The following is a 22,201-nucleotide window of genomic DNA, read 5'->3' as shown; positions in this document are numbered from 1 at the left end:
TTTTTATTTTAGTTTTTCTATGTGATATATGGATAATTTCCTTTAATTTTTTATAAAAGTAATGATACATGATAAAGTGTTATTTTTAGAGAATTTTTACACTAAATAATGTTACTTTTAACAAATTTTTAATTAAAAATAATATTTTAAGTGTAAATTGATGAATAATTTTTGGTCATCCATACTTTTCTACATAATTAAAAATAATTTCTTTTTGTAACTTTTTTTTACCTTTTTCTACAACTTGACTATATGCAAATTTTTCTAAATGATGCAATAATCCTGTACCAAATAAAGTATTAATTGAAAATTTTAAACCAACAGTTTTAAATGATTTATTAATATTTTCAATAGGATTATTAATAAAATTTACTACTTTATGATAAGTTCTAATATTTCTCTATATACTTTAAAACTATCTCTAATTACTTGTTGCACCACTGGTGGAGCAAATGCTATTGCTTTTAATCATTTATTTTGATTAACTCCATAACCAATGTATCAACCACTATATCAACGATATCAATGGAATAGATATATTTGAGTAACAAAAGTTTCTGCTTTAAGAATACTATCAACAACTGTAATTGGTTTATATTTAGAATTGCGATGATAAATAGTAATTGCACATTTATCTTTTAATTATGTAGAAAAGTATGGATGACCAAAAATTATTCATCAATTTACACTTAAAATATTATTTTTAATTAAAAATTTGTTAAAAGTAACATTATTTAGTGTAAAAATTCTCTAAAAATAACACTTTATCATGTATCATTACTTTTCTACAAAATTAAAGCATTTATCTAATGATAAAGGTTGAATTTTACAACCCATAAATACTGGGGAATTTAATGGAATTAATTGTGCATGTTTAATTGCTTTTTTCTCTGCACTAGTAAATAAATCAGTTGCTTTTTCTTTTAATTTATTAATTTTTTCAAATGCTTGTTTTTCTAACTTTTCAAATTTTTCTTGTAATTTATATATACTTTCTCGTAATTTTTCAAAATATGGAGTATCTTTTCAAAATTTATTTAAACCTTTTTTTAAATAAAATCTAATATCAAAATACTTAAAAATTTTATTTGCATTTAAAACAATCTTATGAATTGAACTATTTTTAAAATTAAATTTAATAGCATTAGCACGAATTTTTTGTAAATCTAAAATTAAAGTTTTTCCATATCTATTTTCTGAATGTATTGTATGAACTAAATTTAATCAATCATGTTGGTTCATAGATAGTACTTTTTTTAAATCAGTATTATATTTTTTTAAAAAGTTATTTGCTTTTTCAATATCTTTGATTTTAAATTTAGGAGTTAATTGTGGACTTAATTTTATTAATGTATTTTGTAATAATAAATAATCTTTTAATTCTTGTGCTTCTAATTTTTGAAAATTATTTTTATATTGTCTTTCAGCAACATAACCTAAATTTTGGATTATTGTTTCACGATTAGGAGCAAAACTATAATTAAATAAATAACGTTTATTACCAATAATTTTATCTGTTAAAATTTCTTTTCCACTTACTTGACTAATAATTTCTTGTAAATTTTTTGCTTCTTTAACACCAATTTGTTCTAATATTTTAGTTTTTTGTGCTAACTTAATAAATTTAGTAGTGCGATAACCACGACTAATTTTATTAATTCCAGCAAATGCTGGTAATATATTAAAAAAAGTATTTAATGGTGTTACATTTCCTTTCAAATAATCATAAACTTGATTAATAGTAAAATCAGTTATAGCATAAATACCAAAATTAATAGTACTTGCAATAAAATCACTTGCACCTAATCCAAGTGCTACGCTTTCACTTAATCCACCAGTAAAAGGAGCAAGTGCTACTGCTATTACTTGTACACCAATCATTTCTAAAATTTCTCATCAAAAACTTTTATTTTCTTGTTGTTTACTTATTCTAGTATGTTTTGGTTTATTTATGTTTAAAAGTATTGCTGTACTAGTTGTACCGATTGGCATGATATTAATTTCCTTTATTTAAGAGTTATTTTAATTGGATTTGTTGTTCCTTTATAATTTAAGTCATTAACATTTGCAGTAATAGTTATATATAAGTCACCTGCTTTTTGTTTTTGATTACTTACATTAGTTTTTCCTTGTGCATCACTAAAATATTTAATAGTTGGATTTGTTAAATTTGGATTTAATGATTTAAGTTCATTAGTACTTTTTATTTCTGTATTTAATTCATTGTTATTGTTATTAACATTTGCAGTAATATTTGTTGTTAAAACTGTAATTTTAGTTTTTAAATTAATTTTTTCTGTTTTAATAACTCCACATAACATTCATCTTGATGTTGTTTCATTATTAGAAATATATGGTATTGCTTCTCCAACAACTTCACCAGCAACTTTATATGCTCTTCCTGCTTTATCATCTTTAATAAAATCTACATAAATAACTGTATTTTCTATCATGTATCTTTTCATCGCTCTTGGTGTTGCTAAAATAAAGGTCATTAATTGTTGTTCATTTTTATCATTCCTGAATTGTAAATATAAATGGGACAGTTTTTTAAAATAATTGTATTAAATCTATTGGTCTTTTATAAGATAGTGATTTTCTGGGTGTAGAATTAATTTGAAATGCTATAGTATTTAAATCTTTTTGTTTATATGAAGATAGATCTTTTAATTATGTAGAAAAGTATGGATGACCAAAAATTATTCATCAATTTACACTTAAAATATTATTTTTAATTAAAAATTTGTTAAAAGTAACATTATTTAGTGTAAAAATTCTCTAAAAATAACACTTTATCATGTATCATTACTTTTCTACAAAATTAAAGGAAGAATTTGGCTTTAATTTTGTAGAAAAGTAGTGGTATTAGTAAAATTAGCAAAAATATATTTTTATATGGTATTTTTAATATTAAAGAGGTGATTTTAAATGAATAAAAATACAGTAAAAGAAATTTTAAATAATTTGTCTGATAAAGATTTTATTGAGATTTTTAGAGAAAATAAAACTAGAATTAAACAAATTGAGAAAAAAGAAAAATTTGAAGCAGTCGAACAAAAATTCAAAGAGAAAGGGATTCAATGTCCAGATTGTAGTTCTTTTTTGTGTACTAAATATGGTAGTAAAGATTATAAGCAAAGATATAAATGTAAAAGTTGTAATATTACTTTTCATGCTTTTAAAAATCATTATTTTTATTGAAGTCATTTATCTCATGATCAATGAGATTTATTGATACAAATAGCTACTTTAGGTCAATCTGCTTACATTATTTCTCAATTTATTAATACTACAAATAAAACTGCCTGATTTAATCGTCAAAAATTTATGAAATCAACACAATTAGTAAAAACACAAAATCAATTTGTAAAATTAAAAGCTAGAATTGAAATTGACGAAACTTTTATCAAAGAAATTCATAAAGGAAACTTTAAAGATCCAAATGATCCAAGAAAACAATGAATTGAAGAAAATGCTAAAGATTTAAATTGTTGTATTCAAATGGCAATTGATGAAAACCGAAATATCTATGCTCAAACAACAAATACTAAAAGATTAAATAAAAAATGAGTACAAGAAAACTTAACATCGAAACTTATCGAAGAAAATTCAATTATAGTTTGTGATATGCAAGTATTATATGATACAGTAGCTAAACAAACTAAATCCACTATCCAGCAGTTTAAATCAAAAGAAAATAAAGAATTAAATTATAAAAAATTAAGTAATGTCAGTAAAATACAATCAAGTTTAAAAGAATTTATTACTCATTACCATGGCATTGGATTTACCAATATTCAAAATTACCTCAATTTATGGAAATGAAAATATCAACACTACGGATTAACCCCTTATCAAAAATCCAATGTGTTATATTTCAGTTTGTAAAAAAAATAAATCCCAAAATTTAATAAAATCAAATTTTAAGTCAAGTTGATGACTTTTTTTATTTTACCACTACTTTTCTACATAATTAAAAAATTCTTCTATATTTTTAATATTAGGAATGATTAAATTTCTTTCATGAATAGACTTACAATTATTAATTCTGCCCCTAGTTTCTTTTTGTTTGTGAGGTTTATTTTTTCCTTTTCTCAATAAGTTATTTTCATCAAAACCCATTCGATTTGTTTTAAACATGTTATATAAAGTTTTTGTTGAAATACTTTTTATTTTATTTTCCTTTAAAAAATTAGCAATTATATCAAGAGCATAATTTTTAGTAATTAACAAATGATTAATAGTATTAATTTCTATTAAAGTTAAAATTATTAATTTTCTACCTGCATTTTGTTTATTTTTTTGAATTTTATTCAATATTTCTAATGGTAATAAGTTTTGATTTAATAATCTACAAACTCTATGTACAGTTGATTTACTATAATCAATGGCTTTTGCTATTTTACGAATCGAAAATCCATAACTTTTATATTCTTTTATTGCTATTATTGATTCAATAGTCAGATACTTATACATTGTGCTAATTCCTTTCTTTTCTTAATTATAGAATTAACACAATTTAATTTTTATATAAGTGTCCTTTTTAATTTTACAATTCAGGTAATATTAAAATATTATTTAAAATACTCACTACGAATAATACTAAATATTTTACAATCACTAACTTTACCATCTTTAATAAAATTACTACGAGAAAATCCTTCAAACTTCATGCCAACACTTTCCATCGTTTTCGCTGAAGCAATATTTTCTTTAACACAACTACCTTCAATTCTAATACTATCAGTATTTTCAAATCCATACTTAATAGCAGTTAACAACGCCTCTTTGGCATAACCTTTACCCCACTCTTTTGGATTAAAAGCATAACCTATTTCCAAACATTTAGTGTGAGCAAAATATCTAATAAAGCCACAAGTACCAATCATCGTATTAGTTTTATCATCTTTTAATTGCACTGCTCACATTAAAGAACTTAATTGTTTATATTCTTGTAATAAAGAATTAATAAAACCAATACTATCATTAATACTTTTATGAGCTTTTCACGGTACATATTTTGTCATATTTTCATTCTTCGCATAATTAAATAATGCTTGTGCATGATTTAAAGTAATAGGTCGTAGTTTTAAACGTTGACTTTCTAAAACTGGGATAACAGGTAAACGATCAATATCATTCATAATTTTCTCCTTTAAATATTTTTAAACATATTTATTATATATTTTCATAATTTTTTCAACACTTGGCAATAGTTTATTAACCTAACTAACACTATAAGTAACTTCCATATTTCTAACAACACCATGTGATACAAAAAAAGTATTTAAATAATATGTACCATAATAATATTTAATTGCTTTTAAACTTCCACCAGCTGTTAAACCTGTTGCAACAAAACGGACATTTTCATCTTTTACTAAATCTTTAGCAAAATAATATTTATTATATGATAATTTATATTTTTTAATAGCAATATCTTCAATATTAACACGAATCTTAGTATCTTCATCAGTAGGTCATATTGTTTGATAGGAAATTAGCTTAGTTTTAATATTGCCACCAGCACTTAATGCTAATGCTGCCATTAATGCCCCTTCAGGAGCACCACCAATACCATAAACAAAATCTGCTTCCTTGTTAATAACATCAATAGCAGCAAGCACATCACCATCACCAATTAAACGAACAATAATACCTAAATCATGCAACTTTTCAATTATTTTTTGATGTCTTGGTTTATCTAAAATAATACCAATTAAATCATTATGTTTTTTCATCTTTTGCATAGTTTTAATATTAGTAATAAAATCATCTTCATTGTTAATAGCATCTTGTAAATCGGGTCCAACAAATAATTTTTCCATATACATTTCTGGTAACTTTAAAATAGTATTAGGTGCTGCTGCTAAACAAGCAATACTACCAGCAATATTATAAGCAGCAGGATAAGTACCTTCTACTGGATCAACTGCTAAATCATAAGTTAAAGTTTTTCCTTTTCCTAACTCTTGATTAACAAATAACATTGGTGCTTGATCTAACTCACCTTCACCAACGATAATACGACATTTAATAGGGACATTATCTAACATAATTGTCATTGCTTCAACAGCAGCAAAGTCAACAGCATTCTTATTTTTACGACCAATAAATTTATAAGCAGCAATTGTTGCCATTTCTACTGCTCTAATTAAATACATATCCTTATTCATATTTTTCTCCATAATTAAAATGTTCATTGTTAATTATATGATAATTTTTAACAAAAAACTTAATTATTAAACATCTTTCTTCGTTAATTTTACAAAATTTGTAAATTATAAATTCAAATCATAAAATAAAAAATTACAAAATAAGTAAATAATATTTTAAATTCCAGATAATTTAATTATCTGGAAAATATGCATTATTTATAAGTTTAAAACTTTTGATTATATATTATTTGTAAATGCTACCTTTTGTTCAGAAAGTACTAGACCAACTGATACTTCTTGGTTTATTGATTCAACATCTGCTATTTGTAATACATTATTAGAATTTCCTATCAAACAATCTGAATTTATCGAATTTAATGTTATATCTAAAATATTAGATATTTCTTTTACCATTTTATATACAAAATCATTTTCTTTAAGAAATTCGCTAGTTTGTTGCGTTTCATAATCACTTATTTTTATACTTTGCTGTTTTTTATTTAATTCAAGAAATTCATTAAATTCAAAAAATAAATGTTTTAACTCTTGTAATTGATCTTTTTGTTGATAAATTTTTTCATATAATAAATCTAAATTTTTAATATAATTTTTAATATTATTGTTTTGTACTCTAACTTTTATAAACATAAATTTATAATCTTTTTTATTTTTTTGTTCAAAATTATTAACTATTTTTTTACATATTTTTTGATTTAAATTATATTTTTTTTGATAATCATACATTAATGGAATAAACTTTTTAGGAATTTTAATTAATGTTGTAAAATCAATTAAAAACAAAAGATTTTGAGAACTATCATTTTCACTAATACATAATAAAGCAAATTTTTTGTTTTCATTAAAAAGAAAGTTCTTTTTATTATTTTTTGCTATTTTATTTTGTAATTTTTTAAAAATCATTTGTTCTTCTTCATTACAATCTTCAAATAATAGTAATGGATTAAAATAAAGGTTTTTTGCTATTTTTTGATTCTTCCTTTCATTTAAACTATCATCTTTAATAAAAATTAAATAAGAATATGGACCTTTATATTCTTGTAAAAAATTATAATAATTAAGAGTCATTTTTACTATTGATCCTGATTCTAATTTTAATTCTTCAAAATCAAATAATTTGCATTTACCATTATTTTCATTATTGATATCAATAGTGATATCACTAGAAGTTGATGGTTGTAATTCTTGTTGAGCATTACTTTCTTTATAGTTATTAAACTGTTTTATACTTTTTAAAAGTTCACCATATTTATTTTCTCCAAAAAAAGTAGTGAAATTCTTGATAATAATTTTAAGTGCAGCATCATAATCAGCAACTATTGATATAGAATTTTCAATTTTAGAGTTTTTAATAAAAAAATATTCACCTAAAAATTTATCTACTTGTTCTTTTATTGTAATGAAAAACTTAAAATCTTCTTTTATTTTTTCATTAAAATTTTTAAATTCATTAAATAAATTAATAATATCATTACTCTTTTTGGTTATATTCAATTTATTTTCAGTAAAACAACTATTCATTTTATTATTAATTTCACTTAATTTATCCCTTATTTCTTTTATATTTTTTTCAATTTTATCTTTAATTTTTTTTATATCAATTTCTAACTTTAATTGTTCTTGCTTTAGTAATATTATTTCTTTTTTTTGGTTTTTAATACTACTTTCATTTTCTAAAATTTGTTTTTTATAACTTGAAATTTTTGTTTCTAAAATTTGAATTCTTTCTTTTGCATTTTTAACTTTATTATTATAATCGATTCATAATGCATCTCAATGCTTTTGTATGTTTTCATCACTTGAATTAACTTCAATTAAGGTTGATACTACTTCAACATATTTTATTTTTGTTCTCATAGTAGCTTGGAAATCTTCAATATTTTTTTGAGTTTCTTGAAAAGTTTCTTTATCTATCTTTGTGATTTTTTCTTTAAACTCTTCTTTATCTTTTTGCAAAGCTTTAATTTCTTTTCTTATTTTTTTTAATTCTTTTTGATCTTTTGCTATTTTTTCATCCAATGTTTGATTTCTAAGTTGATTATTAGTCCTACTTTTTGTTAAATCTTCAATATGACTTTTTAAGTTTTTTAAATCATCTTCTTTATAAGATAAATCCTTTTCATATTTACTATTCTCTAATTCTTCTTCTAATAAAATATCTTGATATCTTTGTTTATAATTACGTTGTTCCTCAACACTTTCATTTATGAAAAATGTGAATTCTTTTTTAAAAATTTCTAAATTTTCTTTAAATTTTCTAATCTTATTTTCAATATCACTTATTGAAACATTTGTTGTCGCTATCTCTAGAATAACTTTAAACCTCTCTTTCTTTTCTTTCAAAAATAAAAAACCACTTGCTTTAAAACTAAAGCAATGGCCAAACACTTTTATTTTTGTAATTACATTTTATAGAAATTATAATTATAGTTAAGGAATATACTTACTTATACTATTGAATATAATAAAGAAATTTTTTTTAATTATGTAGAAAAGTATGGATGACCAAAAATTATTCATCAATTTACACTTAAAATATTATTTTTAATTAAAAATTTGTTAAAAGTAACATTATTTAGTGTAAAAATTCTCTAAAAATAACACTTTATCATGTATCATTACTTTTCTACAAAATTAAAGGAAATTTTTATCTTTGATTCTTATTATTTTTAATGTTAAAATTATTCAAATTAAATATGTAAAATGCCTTTTATATATAAAATTATTAACAAGCAAAGTACGAAAAATTTATAGATTACATTTTATAAATAAAATAATATAAAATAATATTAGAAGGATATGGGCAAACAGATAGGGTTGATTTTTATGAACGCAAAAGAATTAATTGCAAGAGTATCAGATAAAACTAAATTTAACATTCAAGATATTGAAATAGTTTTTAATTGTGTAATTGAAGAAATTAAAAATATTAACCAACTAAGTAAAGTAATTACTATTTCTAATTTTGGTACTTTTAAAATCAAAAAAGTAAAACCCTGTTTACGACGAAATAGTAAAAATAATGGACAACACGTAGTTAGCAAATACAAATATATTAAATTTATACCTTATAAAAAATATAAAAAATATATTCGTTGTAAACCAAAACCAACAATACTAAATAACGTCAACTATTAAAATGTATGACCTAAAATGTGAGGAAAACTAATGAAACAAAGTAGTATTAATAGAATAAAATTAAGACAAAAAGTTAATATAAATTCAATTGAAATGTTTAAAGCATGCTTGCAATATAATTCACAATTTCAACCGAAAGTTAAAATTGAATTAGCAAAATGGCCAATGTATTTTGAATATTGAGAATACCTAGAAAAACATGAAAATATAATTCCTTTTTCAATTAAAACATCAATTGATAATTTAACATTATACGGTAATCTTTTAAAAAGTCCCCTTAAAAATGAAAATAATAATAAAACAATAATTTTATTACACGGAATAACTAATACAAGATTTTGAATATTTAAACAAGCTTTCATTTTTTTACGTGCTGGCTACAATGTTATTTGATATGATGCTCGTAACCATGGTGAAAGTGATGCATCACCAACAACTTTTGGTTTAAAAGAATCACAAGATTTACAAGACATTATTGAATACTGTTGTAAAACATATAAACAAGAAACTACTGCTTTAGGATTATATGGTTTTTCATTAGGTGGCGCAACAGTAGTAATGTGAAGCAATTTATATGCAAAACATAAAATTAATCAAAAAGTAAAATTCATTATTTCTGATTGTACATTTAGTCGCTTAGATCGTACGTATAGTGAAAAACTATACAATTATGCTTTCTTACCTACTAATTTAATGCTGAAATTAAGTCGTAAAAAAGCACAAAAAACATTTGGTGTCGATGGTTTACAAGAAATACAACCAATTAAATATTTAAAACTAATACCTGATATGCCAATGTTATTTCTTCATGGTCAAAATGATCACTTTATTAAGTACACTAATGCTAACGAATTATTTCAAGAAAAAATTCGTTATGAAATACCAAAAAAAAGTTCATTATACACTATCCTTGACGCTAACCACGGTCAAAGTTTTTTAATTGGTGATTTAGACCACACAGTTGTTAATGAATATAATTTAGTGACTGACAAGGGTATTAGTGACACTACTTTAGAATTTGTTCAAAAATGAATCAATACTTAAGATAAACACTATTAATTGATTTTTTTATTAAATATATATTATAATTAATGAGAGTGGAGCGATGATAAAAATGAAAATTAAAGTTATTATTATTGGTGCTGGCGCGACTGGGATGGGAGTTGCGAGTAAATTATTACGTAGTGAAAAAAATAGTGATAAAAATTTTGATATCCATGTTTATCAAGAAAAAAACTATATTTCACTTGGTGCTTGTGGTATTCCTTATTATATTGCTAATGAATTTAAAGATAAAAAACTTTTAAATGACCGTACAAAAAAAGATTTTTCAGAAAAAACTAATAATAAAAATAAAATTAAAATTCATTTAAATCAAAATGTTATTAAAGTCGATACAGCAAAACAAGAAATTCATGTCAAAAAAACAATAGACGATAAAACTAAAGCAAAAGTTGTATCTTATCATGCCTTAGTTATTGCAACAGGAGCCAAACCAAAAATTCCGCCACCTTTTAGTCATGGTATTTTACCACATAATGTTTATAATGTTTTTACTAAAGAAGATGCCATAAATCTAAAAAAAGCAATGAAAAACGCTAAAAAAATAATTATTATTGGTGGTGGATTTATTGGCATGGAAATGGCAGAAGCATGCTTAAAACAAAAAAAAGATGTCACAATCGTTGAAATGAAAGATCGATTAATGGCAGACGTTGTTGATAAAGAATTTAGTCAATTAATTTATGATGAACTAACCAAAAAAAATATTAATCATAAAACTAAATCAAAAAATGATGCCACCATTTTACTAAACTATCAAATTGAAGAACTAATGATGACTCATAATAATGTTAATGATTTGCGTTTAAGAAGTGTAAATGATAAAAAAAACGGAAAAACAATACCTTGTGACTTAGTAATACTAGCAGTTGGTTTTAAACCAAATACGAATTTTTTACAAAATAGCAATATTGAATTAAACAAAAATAAAGCAATTATTATTAACGAATTCTGTCAAATTCCTTCTAAAGAAAATGTTACAAAAAAGTTTTCAAATATGTATAGTGGTGGTGATTGTGCACAAATATATAGTCAATTTGATAAATCATCAATATATGTTCCCTTGGCAACTAATGCTAATAAAATGGCACGTATTATTGCTGATAATATTAAAAACCCAGAACATAAATACCCAGGAACTTTAGGGTCAAGTATTTTACGTGTTGGTAATTTAGAAATAACAAAAACTGGCAGTTTTGATACGATTGATAAAAATAAAATTGGTAGTGTTTATATTAAAGATTATGATCTACCAAGATACTTAAAACAATCTCGTCCTTTATACTTGAAACTATTTTATGATAAAACAAATTTCCAATTACTGGCAGCACAAATGGCAGGCTATAATCATGCCACATTAAGAATTAATGCTCTTGCTACTGCCATTTGAAATAAAATGGACATCCGTGATTTACAAAATTTAGATTTAGTTTATTCACCTCCTTTTGCTCGTACTAGTGATATTATTCATATAGCAAGCAGAAAAGTAACATCGTCATAACCTATAAAAAATAAAAAGAATGAGGTATCAACTATGACAACTCTTAGTAATGACAATATTAACTTATTAAGAGACTTTGTTGGTATTTCACACTGACAAAGTCTAATCGGGATAATTGTCTTTTTTAGTATTATCCTAGCACTTTCTATTTTTATTAAAAAAACTAAACCTAAATTTCCAATTCGTATTTTTACTGGAATGGGATTAGGACTAATTTTTGGTATTACTATCCAAGCTATTACTGGTTTTAATAGTCATAACATTACTTATCCTAACTTACCTGGAACACCAATAAAACCTAATCCTGACTATATACCCTGAGTTGCAGAAATTGTACACTGAATTGAATTATTAAAAACTATTTTTATTATTGGTATTACTATGTTAACTATTCCATTAGTATTTTTAGCTATCGCTAGAATTACTAGTAAAAAAAATAGTAACTCAAAAACAATAACTAAAGTTTCAAGAGTTGGTATTACTATTTTATTAATAAATGTGGCTATTGCTTTTACTATTGCCTTTGAACTAGGAATTGCTTTTAAAATTGGCCAAGGTTTTAATTTAACTGATGGTGGTAGTTACGATAAAACTACTGCCAAAACAATTCCCGAAATTATCATTAGTTACGTTCCTAGCAGCTTAATTGGTGTTTTTACTCAAACATTAATTATTCCAATCATTGTACTTGGTGCTTTAATTGGATTTGCAATTAAAAAACTAACTAAACATAATGAAGAACGAATGGACAAAGCAAGAAACACTTTAGAAACAATGTGAAAAATTATTATTTCAATATTAATGATGTTTATTAAAATTATGCCATTTGCTGTTATGAGTATGCTAGCAACAGCAATTATTAATCAACCAATTGGTGCACTTGCTAATATTGGCATTATTATTGGAGTTGCTTATTTAGCACTACTTATTACTTTCTTATGACATTTATTATCATTATATTTATTTGGTATTAATCCTTATCGTTGATTAGTAAAAGCACAGAAACCAATTATTGCTGGTTTTACAACTCAGTCTTCTAATGCCGCTTTACCAATTGCTATGAATACCTTAAAAGAAGATTTAAAAGTGAAAGAAGAGGGTAGTGATACAGTAATGCCACTTTCAACAACAATAGGTTTAAGTGGCTGTGCTGGAGTACAAGCTGGAATTATTTTATCTTTCTTATGATTTAGTATTATCCTTCCTGGTAATTTTCCCAACTGAACAATCGCTATTTTATTTATTAATGGCTTAATTGTAACACTAGTTGCTTCATTAGGAATTGCGGGAGTACCAGGAACTGCTGCTGTTGTAACAGCTGGTGTTTTAGGTGGTCTTGGTTTTGGTAGCTATTATGCTGCTGTTTATGGTATTATTGGTGCCTTAGATGGTTTATTTGATATGGGTAGAACTGCAGTTAATATTTCTGGTGGTTTACAAGCTACTGTTATTGCTTCTCGCAATCAAGAATTAATTGAAGATGAAAAACTTTTATTAAAAAAATACCCTTTTAGGGGTTTACATATTTTAACAAAGAAAGTTGGAACCAAATTGTTAATTAGATCTGAAAAAAATGATAAGATTCAAGCATTAAAAAAAGATACTAAAGTTAAAATTGAAGCATTAAAAAAAGTAAAAAATAGTGAGAATGATATTAAATTTTTAAAAGAGCAGTTAAAAAAAGATATTAAAGCAATTAAAAATGGCAAAGACATCTAAAATAGAAATTTTATTTTCTTTAATTTTGTAGAAAAGTAATGATACATGATAAAGTGTTATTTTTAGAGAATTTTTACACTAAATAATGTTACTTTTAACAAATTTTTAATTAAAAATAATATTTTAAGTGTAAATTGATGAATAATTTTTGGTCATCCATACTTTTCTACATAATTAAAAGAAAGAACTTAAAGAAGCTATTAAAGCAGTTCCAGAAAATAAAAACATTGATTTAAATGGTATTACAGTTAAAGTTAATACTCCTGAAAAAGAAGGAGATCCAATTACTAGTGCAGTAGTTACTCCTGATGGTAAAATTTATAATGGTGATTCAATAACTATTAGAACCTGTTTAGAATCTTTTCGAAAATAATGTAAAATGATTATATATTTTAAAATAAGAGGTATATATGCATAAAAATTATCCAAGTCATGTCACCAAAGAACAATTTGAGAACATAAAATCAATTTTAGAAAATAGCAAAAAGAAAACAAAACCAAGAAGTTTAGATTTATATGAAGTATTTTGTGCAATTTTATATGTCCTGAATTGTAAAATTAAAAAGGACACTTATATAAAAATTAAATTGTGTTAATTCTATAATTAAGAAAAGAAAGGAATTAGCACAATGTATAAGTATCTGACTATTGAATCAATAATAGCAATAAAAGAATATAAAAGTTATGGATTTTCGATTCGTAAAATAGCAAAAGCCATTGATTATAGTAAATCAACTGTACATAGAGTTTGTAGATTATTAAATCAAAACTTATTACCATTAGAAATATTGAATAAAATTCAAAAAAATAAACAAAATGCAGGTAGAAAATTAATAATTTTAACTTTAATAGAAATTAATACTATTAATCATTTGTTAATTACTAAAAATTATGCTCTTGATATAATTGCTAATTTTTTAAAGGAAAATAAAATAAAAAGTATTTCAACAAAAACTTTATATAACATGTTTAAAACAAATCGAATGGGTTTTGATGAAAATAACTTATTGAGAAAAGGAAAAAATAAACCTCACAAACAAAAAGAAACTAGGGGCAGAATTAATAATTGTAAGTCTATTCATGAAAGAAATTTAATCATTCCTAATATTAAAAATATAGAAGAATTTGGTCATTTAGAGGGTGATACTATCATTGGTAAAGATCATAAAAGTTCTATTATTACTTTAGCTGATATATGATCAAAAACCACAATTCCTTTAGCAACTAAAAATAATAAATCAGAAAATATTACAAAAAGTATAATAAAATTTATTTCAAAGTTACAAAAAGGAACAGTTAAAACTATTACTTTTGATCGTGGTAAAGAATTTAGTAAATGAAAATTAATCGAAAAAAATTGTAATGTTAAGATTTATTTTGCAGATCCTGGTAAACCTTGTCAAAGAGGTTTAAATGAAAATAATAAGGCAATGTTTAGTAATCTGTGTAACTTACAAAAATAACTATGTTTAATTAATTCTAGTAAATATAATTAAATGACTAGAAAGAGTGAGTTACAGATGGCTAAAAAACAAAATATTAATAATAATGATCCAATATCAAAAGCAGTAGATTTATTATTAGAAAATACTGAAGATTTAACAACAGTTTTTAAAGAAGGGGGTTTATATAAAGAATTAACAAAACGTTTAGTTGAAAAAATGTTGAATTCTGAAATGCAAAATTATTTAGGATATGAAAAAAATCAACATAGTAATACTGAAAATGCTCGTAATGGTACAAGTTCAAAAAAATTAATAACTCAACAAGGTAAAATTGAGATTGATGTACCAAGAGATCGCAATAGTGATTTTACTCCTGTAATAGTTGCAAAAAGACAGCGAAGATTTGATGGTTTTGATCAACAAATGCTTTCACTATATGCAAAAGGTATGACTCTATCTGACATTAGAATGCAGTTACAAGAGTTATATCATGGTGCTGATATTAGTGAAAGTGTTATTAGTCAAATTACTGATGATGTTATTGATGATGTCAAAGCATGACAAAATCGACCATTAGAAAGCGTTTATCCGATTGTTTATTTTGATTGTATAGTAGTTAAAGTTCGACAAGATAAACGGATTATTAACAAATCAGTTTATATAGCATTAGGAGTTGATTTAGAAGGTAAAAAAGATGTTTTAGGCTTATGAATTAGTGAAAATGAAGGTGCTAAATTTTGATTAGCTAATTTCACAGAAATGAAAAATCGAGGCTTAAATGATATTTTGATTGCTTGTAGTGATAATTTAACAGGCATGTCAGAAGCAATACAAGCAGTTTATCCTAAAACAGAACATCAATTATGCATTGTTCATCAAATTCGAAATAGTTTAAAATATGTTTCATACAAACATCGAAAAACTCTAGTTACAGATTTAAAACCAATTTATAGTGCATGTAGTGAAGAACAAGCAATGCAAGCTTTAGAATCATTTGAAAGTAAATGAAATAAACAATATCCCCAAATTGCTAAATCTTGATATAAAAATTGAGAAAATTTGATGATTTTTATTAGTTATCCTGCAGAAATCAAAAGAGTAATTTATACAACAAATGCTATTGAATCTGTTAATAGTCAATTACGAAAAGTTATTAGAAACAAAAAAGCTTTTCCTAATGATATGTCAGTTTTTAAAATATTTTATTTAGCAATTGAAAATATAACAAAAAAATGAACATTGCCTATTCAAAATTGAAATACAGCAATTGCTCATTTTATGATAAAATTTGAAGACAGAATTAATCTGAACTAGTACTTTGTAAAACAAAGATACACAGATTTCTAAAAAGCCTCACTTGATTATCCAAATTACATAAATTTGCAACAAGTTAAAATATTTAAACAAGTATTTATTATGTTATCAAAGTATATTTATTCAATATTATCAATAAATAAAGGTCTAAATGATGATAATAAAATTTTATTACCTTATTATTTTGAATTAAAATCAAATCCTATACATTCTACTAAGGATGATAGTTGAAAATATAAAGATGTAAAAGTAATACTAAAAGAGGCTTTTTAGAAATCTGTGTATCTTTGTTTTACAAAGTACTAGTTCAGATTAATTCTGTCTTCAAATTTTATCATAAAATGAGCAATTGCTGTATTTCAATTTTGAATAGGCAATGTTCATTTTTTTGTTATATTTTCAATTGCTAAATAAAATATTTTAAAAACTGACATATCATTAGGAAAAGCTTTTTTGTTTCTAATAACTTTTCGTAATTGACTATTAACAGATTCAATAGCATTTGTTGTATAAATTACTCTTTTGATTTCTGTAGGATAACTAATAAAAATCATCAAATTTTCTCAATTTTTATATCAAGATTTAGCAATTTGGGGATATTGTTTATTTCATTTACTTTCAAATGATTCTAAAGCTTGCATTGCTTGTTCTTCACTACATGCACTATAAATTGGTTTTAAATCTGTAACTAGAGTTTTTCGATGTTTGTATGAAACATATTTTAAACTATTTCGAATTTGATGAACAATGCATAATTGATGTTCTGTTTTAGGATAAACTGCTTGTATTGCTTCTGACATGCCTGTTAAATTATCACTACAAGCAATCAAAATATCATTTAAGCCTCGATTTTTCATTTCTGTGAAATTAGCTAATCAAAATTTAGCACCTTCATTTTCACTAATTCATAAGCCTAAAACATCTTTTTTACCTTCTAAATCAACTCCTAATGCTATATAAACTGATTTATTAATAATCCGTTTATCTTGTCGAACTTTAACTACTATACAATCAAAATAAACAATCGGATAAACGCTTTCTAATGGTCGATTTTGTCATGTTTTGACATCATCAATAACATCATCAGTAATTTGACTAATAACACTTTCACTAATATCAGCACCATGATATAACTCTTGTAACTGCATTCTAATGTCAGATAGAGTCATACCTTTTGCATATAGTGAAAGCACTTGTTGATCAAAACCATCAAATCTTCGCTGTCTTTTTGCAACTATTACAGGAGTAAAATCACTATTGCGATCTCTTGGTACATCAATCTCAATTTTACCTTGTTGAGTTATTAATTTTTTTGAACTTGTACCATTACGAGCATTTTCAGTATTACTATGTTGATTTTTTTCATATCCTAAATAATTTTGCATTTCAGAATTCAACATTTTTTCAACTAAACGTTTTGTTAATTCTTTATATAAACCCCCTTCTTTAAAAACTGTTGTTAAATCTTCAGTATTTTCTAATAATAAATCTACTGCTTTTGATATTGGATCATTATTATTAATATTTTGTTTTTTAGCCATCTGTAACTCACTCTTTCTAGTCATTTAATTATATTTACTAGAATTAATTAAACATAGTTATTTTTGTAAGTTACACAGATTACTAAACATTGCCTACGTTTTATCACTTCAACATTTGCATTTATGATTGTTTTGATTTCAGAAGCAAATTTTTCACCAGTATAACCAGCATCTACTATTATTTTTTGAACTGCAGAAAGATTTTCTTTTTCATTTTCAATCATTATTATAGCGCTATTACGATCTGTTTTTTCTGCTGTGGTTATGTAAATTGCATGTGGTAAACCTTGAGAATCAACAACAATATGACGTTTTATGCCTGAAATCTTTTTACCAGCATCATAACCTTTATTTTCGGTAGTATCTGTATTTTTAACACTTTGCGAATCAATTATACAAAAACTAGTTTGTTCTTTGCGATTATTATTGATACGAATTTTTTTAACTAATTTTTTTTAAAATTAATTGCAATACACTAGGTTCTTTACCATTATTTTTACTTCAAATTTGAAAATAATAATATACAGTTTGTCATTTTGGAAAATTTTTTGGTAGCATTCTTCATTGACAACCACTTTTTAATACATATAAAATTGCACAAAATACTTCATATAAATCTAAACTTCTTGGTTTTGTTTTCTTTTTGCTATTTTCTAAAATTGATTTTATGTTCTCAAATTGTTCTTTGGTGACATGACTTGGATAATTTTTATGCATATATACCTCTTATTTTAAAATATATAATCATTTTACATTATTTTCGAAAAGATTCTAAACAGGTTCTAACGGTACAGAAATAGATTTGATACTTGATATTTTATTGCAAAAAATAATTAATGGTGAATTTAATAATGAATAAATGTAAAAAATGTAATAAAAGAATCTGATTAAGTAAAAATTGATGTATGACATGTTTAGAAATAATAGTTAATAATTTAAATAAAAATAAGGAGAAATAGATAGTGAATAAAGACCAAGAAATTATTAATGAATATAATAAAAAACGTAATAAAGAAATAACTGAAGAACATTTATATAATATAGAAAAATTAAGAGAAGAGTTTAAACAAAAAGTAATTAATAAATATAATGAAAAATTAATTATCTGATTGAATAAGCAAATTAGTATTTGTTTATGTGATTCATTAAAAGAAGCAGGTAAACTTACTGCTTATTATAAATTAATTGAGTTTATAGAAAATGGAGAACTTCATTAATGATAATATTACCTACTTTGTTTGAAAATAAAGATGAAATTGAAATATTATCACCATTTCCAAAAGCAATTCATACAAGTAATGATATTAGAGCAATTATTTTAAAACAATATCCAAATGTTAAATCAAAACACATAATTGTTTCTGATCCCGAAAGTAATGTTGCATTAATAGTTGGTGATAATGATGTTTATCAAGGTTGAATTAAAGTAACAGTTAAAAAATTAGAAATTAAAGGAGAATAAAATGCCAAGTATAGAAAATACACAATCAAATTATACTTTAACTAAATTAATAAGAACTGGTATAAGCCCAATTTGTGCAATGATAGGTACAAGTGCTTATTATGGTCAAGTAATAGATAATTCAATATTGGGTTCAATTAATAGTTTATTATTTGGTAAAAAATTAGGTTTAGATATATGAAATTTAAATCAAAGACCAAATACTAAAACTAAATTAATTAATAGTTCTAAAAAAATCTTATTAGGTTTAGGAACAATTGGATTAGCAAATTATAGTAAATGAACTGAAAATAATATTAATCCTATTATTCCAACAACACCAATTCCAGTAACTACTACAACTACAACAGAAGGTCCTCCATGATTACTATTAAATAAACAAGAAAATCAGTCATTAATGGATTGAGATACATATATTAGTTTAAATGCTTATGGTATTTCAAATCTTATTAGTGGAATTCTAGAATTAATACCTAATAAATTTGAAACAATAAGAAAAATTTGTAATATGGCTACTGGTGGTGGTTTAATTTCAAGTGGTGTTGCAATGGGGATAAATAATGATTTTAATAATGCTTATGCAGTACCTACCATAATTGCTGGTGCAAGTGAAATTATCCATAATTTATTACCTATGGAAAGAAAATTTGATGTAGAAATGCAAGAAACTAGTTTTACAAATGAAATAGCACATTTAATTAATAATGATAATAGATTTTCAATTAATAGTGAAACAACTAGTCAATATGGTAGTGATAATATGAGTGAAGTTAATGTTAATGCAAATTTAGAATTTGATGAAAATTATTATCATTTATAAAAAGGAGAATATTAAAATGAAATATGCTTATTTATTAAAATATAAAACTAATTATGGAATTGAAACAAAATATAAATTATTTTCTACAATTGAAAATGCTATTAATTTTCATAGAAATTATAAACATCATATATTAGAAAATGCTTATATTCAGGATTATCAAATATTAGTAATGGAATTAGATACAAATCAAAAAATTAATTAATGAAAGGAAAATATTGAAATGAAAGAATTTATACATGAATTAATTATTATTGGAACAAGCGTTGGAACATTAATTTGTCGAGAAATTATTGTTTTATTAAAAAGATTTATCACAACTCCAAAACATGTTAGAGCAAATAACAAAATTATTAAACATCAAAAAAAATTAGCAAAGTTAAATGAAAAGATTAATAAAGAAAATAAATAAAAAAGTGGTGATGTAAATGTTAGAAAATGAAAATAATGTTCAACAAACAACTGAACCTTTAACTGAAAATAATGCTTCTTCACAAGAAATAGAAAATAAAGTTAATGAAGCAGAAAATAAGTTAAATAAACTTAATCAAGAAATTAAAGAAAAAGAAATGATTAATATATTTAAAAAATATCAAGTTAAAACTGAATTTTATGATTATTTAAAATTTAAAACAAGTAATATAGAAAATTCAAAAATTGAAGAAACTATTAAAAAAATGATTAAAGAACAACCGGTATTTAAACAAACAATTAATACAGGTGGCAATAAACAAATAATTATTAATAATAAAACAAATGATAAAGAAAATTTTTTAATTAATTATAAAAAGAAAAATTATTTATAAACGAAAGGAAGAAATAAAATGTCAGTACCATTTAATCAAAATTTAGACAATACAGAGAGATTAGTAGAAGCACCAGAATTTATAGAGTTTTTTAAAATTTCAAATAGTCCATGGGCAAACTTTTTTCCTACTGAAATTGTTGACTCAGTAAATATTGAGTTTATTGTTAAAAAACCAAAAAAACCGGAAGTAAAAATTATTGCTTGGGATGATAAAAGTAAAAGATATGAATTACCATATGTTGATACAGATAAAATTAGTAAAAAAATAACTAAAAAATATCTTGCAGGAGAAATTATTGCAGATGTAGATTTAAAAGCAAATAATGGACAAAATTTATTAGATAGTATGCAATATGAAGTTGCAAATGATTTAGCAGATAAATTGGCAATTGATGATACACAAGCAATTGCAAAATTTGCTACTAAAATCGATATTGAAGATACAACACCAGTAGACTATTTAAAATCGATGTTATCTGCTTGAAATACTTTGTTTCAATTTAGAAATATTGCAAATAGTAAATTTTTTATTACTAATGGTCTTTATGATAGTTTAGTTTATTTAGCAGATAATAAAGGTTTAATTACCGATAATCAGTTGGCACAACAATTACGTTTAAATGGAAATAATTTATATGTAAAAGGCGTATTATGTGAAATCGTTCTTGATGACTATATGATTTTTACTAATGATAAAAATGAACAACAATTAATGACCTTTGTTTTAGCAACACCAAGAGCGATGAAAAGATACATGATAGAAAATACAGTTATTTATGTAGATTTTATTAAAGATGCTAAAGCAGGAAGAGCATATAAAGTTGCTGGTGAAGTTGTTGGAGAAGCAATCCCATATATTTCTAATAATGAAACAACATCAAGATGAATGTTATGTGGAGTTATTAAAACAGAAAAAAATGATTTAAAAACTAAAATTACAGTTTTAACAACAAATATTACTGCAAATGTTAATAACAATAACAATGAATTAAATACAGAAATAAAAAGTACTAATGAATTTAAAACATTAAATCCTAATTTAACAAATCCAACTATTAAATATTTTAGTGATGCACAAGGAAAAACTAATGTAAGTAATCAAAAACAAAAAGTAGGTGACTTATATATAACTATTACTGCAAATGTTAATGACTTAAATTATAAAGGAACAACAAATCCAATTAAAATAACTCTTAAATAAAGGAAATTAATATC

22 protein-coding genes and 4 pseudogenes are annotated in these 22,201 nt (G+C 23.8%); 15 read left to right on the top strand and 11 right to left on the bottom strand.

Annotated features, from left to right (window positions below; all coding sequences use genetic code 4):
- Window positions 1-85: 85 nt before the first annotated feature.
- The 4 genes and pseudogenes from AAHH39_RS11830 to AAHH39_RS13540 all read right to left on the bottom strand — a co-directional run.
- Complete coding sequence (locus tag AAHH39_RS11830; RefSeq protein WP_342218220.1) at window positions 86-277, bottom strand: hypothetical protein; 192 nt, start codon at window positions 275-277, stop codon at window positions 86-88.
- Between the two features lie 500 nt (window positions 278-777).
- The gene (locus AAHH39_RS11825; protein WP_342218219.1) at window positions 778-1,992 is read right to left on the bottom strand and encodes a hypothetical protein; all 1,215 of its coding nucleotides are present in this window, start codon (window positions 1,990-1,992) and stop codon (window positions 778-780) included.
- 14 nt (window positions 1,993-2,006) lie between these two features.
- Window positions 2,007-2,495 carry a hypothetical protein gene (locus AAHH39_RS11820; protein WP_342218218.1) on the bottom strand — a complete coding sequence of 163 codons (489 nt, stop codon included), beginning with the start codon at window positions 2,493-2,495 and terminating at the stop codon, window positions 2,007-2,009.
- A 55-nt stretch (window positions 2,496-2,550) separates the two neighbouring features.
- Window positions 2,551-2,664, bottom strand: a pseudogene (locus AAHH39_RS13540) (IS30 family transposase); the annotation flags it as partial.
- A gap of 264 nt (window positions 2,665-2,928) precedes the next feature.
- On the opposite strand from AAHH39_RS13540, the gene AAHH39_RS11815 reads away from it, so the two are divergent.
- The gene (locus tag AAHH39_RS11815) at window positions 2,929-3,888 is read left to right on the top strand and encodes a transposase-like zinc-binding domain-containing protein (RefSeq protein WP_342217913.1); all 960 of its coding nucleotides are present in this window, start codon (window positions 2,929-2,931) and stop codon (window positions 3,886-3,888) included.
- 90 nt (window positions 3,889-3,978) lie between these two features.
- Here AAHH39_RS11815 and AAHH39_RS11810 read toward each other — a convergent pair.
- The 4 genes and pseudogenes from AAHH39_RS11810 to AAHH39_RS11795 form a co-directional block, all read right to left on the bottom strand.
- Window positions 3,979-4,476, bottom strand: a pseudogene (locus AAHH39_RS11810) (helix-turn-helix domain-containing protein); the annotation flags it as partial.
- Window positions 4,477-4,574: 98 nt separating this feature from the next.
- A complete protein-coding gene (locus tag AAHH39_RS11805) occupies window positions 4,575-5,144 on the bottom strand; it encodes a GNAT family protein (protein ID WP_342218216.1) in 570 nt (189 codons plus the stop codon).
- A gap of 81 nt (window positions 5,145-5,225) precedes the next feature.
- Window positions 5,226-6,176, bottom strand: coding sequence for a fructose-bisphosphatase class II (locus AAHH39_RS11800; RefSeq protein ID WP_342218215.1), 951 nt, complete (start codon window positions 6,174-6,176; stop codon window positions 5,226-5,228).
- A 219-nt stretch (window positions 6,177-6,395) separates the two neighbouring features.
- Window positions 6,396-8,519, bottom strand: coding sequence for a hypothetical protein (locus AAHH39_RS11795; protein WP_342218214.1), 2,124 nt, complete (start codon window positions 8,517-8,519; stop codon window positions 6,396-6,398).
- 483 nt (window positions 8,520-9,002) lie between these two features.
- Here AAHH39_RS11795 and AAHH39_RS11790 point away from each other — a divergent pair, with 483 nt between their 5' ends.
- The 7 genes and pseudogenes from AAHH39_RS11790 to AAHH39_RS11760 all read left to right on the top strand — a co-directional run bounded on the left by AAHH39_RS11790 (window position 9,003) and on the right by AAHH39_RS11760 (window position 16,355).
- On the top strand, window positions 9,003-9,314 hold the full coding sequence (locus tag AAHH39_RS11790; RefSeq protein WP_342218213.1) for an HU family DNA-binding protein: 312 nt from the start codon (window positions 9,003-9,005) through the stop codon (window positions 9,312-9,314).
- 30 nt (window positions 9,315-9,344) lie between these two features.
- Entirely contained in the window at window positions 9,345-10,358 is a 1,014-nt protein-coding gene (locus AAHH39_RS11785) for an alpha/beta hydrolase (RefSeq protein WP_342218212.1), read from the top strand.
- A gap of 70 nt (window positions 10,359-10,428) precedes the next feature.
- Complete coding sequence (locus AAHH39_RS11780) at window positions 10,429-11,877, top strand: FAD-dependent oxidoreductase (protein WP_342218211.1); 1,449 nt, start codon at window positions 10,429-10,431, stop codon at window positions 11,875-11,877.
- A gap of 33 nt (window positions 11,878-11,910) precedes the next feature.
- On the top strand, window positions 11,911-13,596 hold the full coding sequence (locus AAHH39_RS11775) for a dicarboxylate/amino acid:cation symporter (protein WP_342218210.1): 1,686 nt from the start codon (window positions 11,911-11,913) through the stop codon (window positions 13,594-13,596).
- Window positions 13,597-14,006: 410 nt separating this feature from the next.
- Window positions 14,007-14,144: pseudogene (locus tag AAHH39_RS11770) on the top strand (IS5/IS1182 family transposase); the annotation flags it as partial.
- A gap of 81 nt (window positions 14,145-14,225) precedes the next feature.
- Window positions 14,226-15,029 (top strand): annotated as a pseudogene (locus AAHH39_RS11765) (IS30 family transposase); the annotation flags it as partial.
- Between the two features lie 87 nt (window positions 15,030-15,116).
- Window positions 15,117-16,355, top strand: a complete 1,239-nt coding sequence (locus AAHH39_RS11760; RefSeq protein WP_342219353.1) for an IS256 family transposase — start codon at window positions 15,117-15,119, stop codon at window positions 16,353-16,355.
- Between the two features lie 302 nt (window positions 16,356-16,657).
- Here the strand turns inward: AAHH39_RS11760 and AAHH39_RS11755 are convergent, their stop codons facing one another.
- From AAHH39_RS11755 to AAHH39_RS13530, 3 genes are read right to left on the bottom strand one after another with little or no spacing between them, the layout of a single operon-like run.
- A complete protein-coding gene (locus AAHH39_RS11755; RefSeq protein ID WP_342219323.1) occupies window positions 16,658-17,896 on the bottom strand; it encodes an IS256 family transposase in 1,239 nt (412 codons plus the stop codon).
- A 47-nt stretch (window positions 17,897-17,943) separates the two neighbouring features.
- A complete protein-coding gene (locus AAHH39_RS13535) occupies window positions 17,944-18,327 on the bottom strand; it encodes a transposase (RefSeq protein WP_425288928.1) in 384 nt (127 codons plus the stop codon).
- Window positions 18,328-18,337: 10 nt separating this feature from the next.
- Entirely contained in the window at window positions 18,338-18,613 is a 276-nt protein-coding gene (locus AAHH39_RS13530; RefSeq protein WP_342218383.1) for a transposase, read from the bottom strand.
- Window positions 18,614-18,858: 245 nt separating this feature from the next.
- Here AAHH39_RS13530 and AAHH39_RS11745 point away from each other — a divergent pair, with 245 nt between their 5' ends.
- Genes AAHH39_RS11745 through AAHH39_RS11715 form a run of 7 tightly spaced genes read left to right on the top strand, consistent with a single transcriptional unit; the run spans window position 18,859 to window position 22,187 of the window.
- The gene (locus tag AAHH39_RS11745) at window positions 18,859-19,113 is read left to right on the top strand and encodes a hypothetical protein (protein WP_338956667.1); all 255 of its coding nucleotides are present in this window, start codon (window positions 18,859-18,861) and stop codon (window positions 19,111-19,113) included.
- Window positions 19,113-19,358: a hypothetical protein gene (locus tag AAHH39_RS11740; RefSeq protein WP_338956669.1), complete on the top strand. Its 246-nt coding sequence runs from the start codon at window positions 19,113-19,115 to the stop codon at window positions 19,356-19,358. Before AAHH39_RS11745 ends, AAHH39_RS11740 begins: the two co-directional genes overlap by 1 nt.
- 1 nt (window position 19,359) lies before the next feature.
- On the top strand, window positions 19,360-20,178 hold the full coding sequence (locus tag AAHH39_RS11735) for a hypothetical protein (RefSeq protein ID WP_338956670.1): 819 nt from the start codon (window positions 19,360-19,362) through the stop codon (window positions 20,176-20,178).
- 16 nt (window positions 20,179-20,194) lie between these two features.
- Window positions 20,195-20,383, top strand: coding sequence for a hypothetical protein (locus tag AAHH39_RS11730; protein ID WP_338956672.1), 189 nt, complete (start codon window positions 20,195-20,197; stop codon window positions 20,381-20,383).
- Window positions 20,384-20,401: 18 nt separating this feature from the next.
- Window positions 20,402-20,590 (top strand): hypothetical protein, encoded by a 189-nt coding sequence (locus AAHH39_RS11725; protein WP_338956674.1) that lies wholly within the window; start codon window positions 20,402-20,404, stop codon window positions 20,588-20,590.
- A 16-nt stretch (window positions 20,591-20,606) separates the two neighbouring features.
- Window positions 20,607-20,984 carry a hypothetical protein gene (locus tag AAHH39_RS11720; RefSeq protein WP_286641354.1) on the top strand — a complete coding sequence of 126 codons (378 nt, stop codon included), beginning with the start codon at window positions 20,607-20,609 and terminating at the stop codon, window positions 20,982-20,984.
- Window positions 20,985-21,002: 18 nt separating this feature from the next.
- Window positions 21,003-22,187 carry a hypothetical protein gene (locus tag AAHH39_RS11715; RefSeq protein WP_342218208.1) on the top strand — a complete coding sequence of 395 codons (1,185 nt, stop codon included), beginning with the start codon at window positions 21,003-21,005 and terminating at the stop codon, window positions 22,185-22,187.
- Window positions 22,188-22,201: the final 14 nt, after the last annotated feature.

This window comes from Spiroplasma endosymbiont of Amphimallon solstitiale, assembly GCF_964030965.1.
In the GTDB taxonomy this organism is placed as follows: domain Bacteria; phylum Bacillota_I; class Bacilli_A; order Mycoplasmatales; family VBWQ01; genus Spiroplasma_E.
Note: the sequence above shows the minus strand (reverse complement) of the source record. Positions and strands in the feature narration are given on the sequence as shown.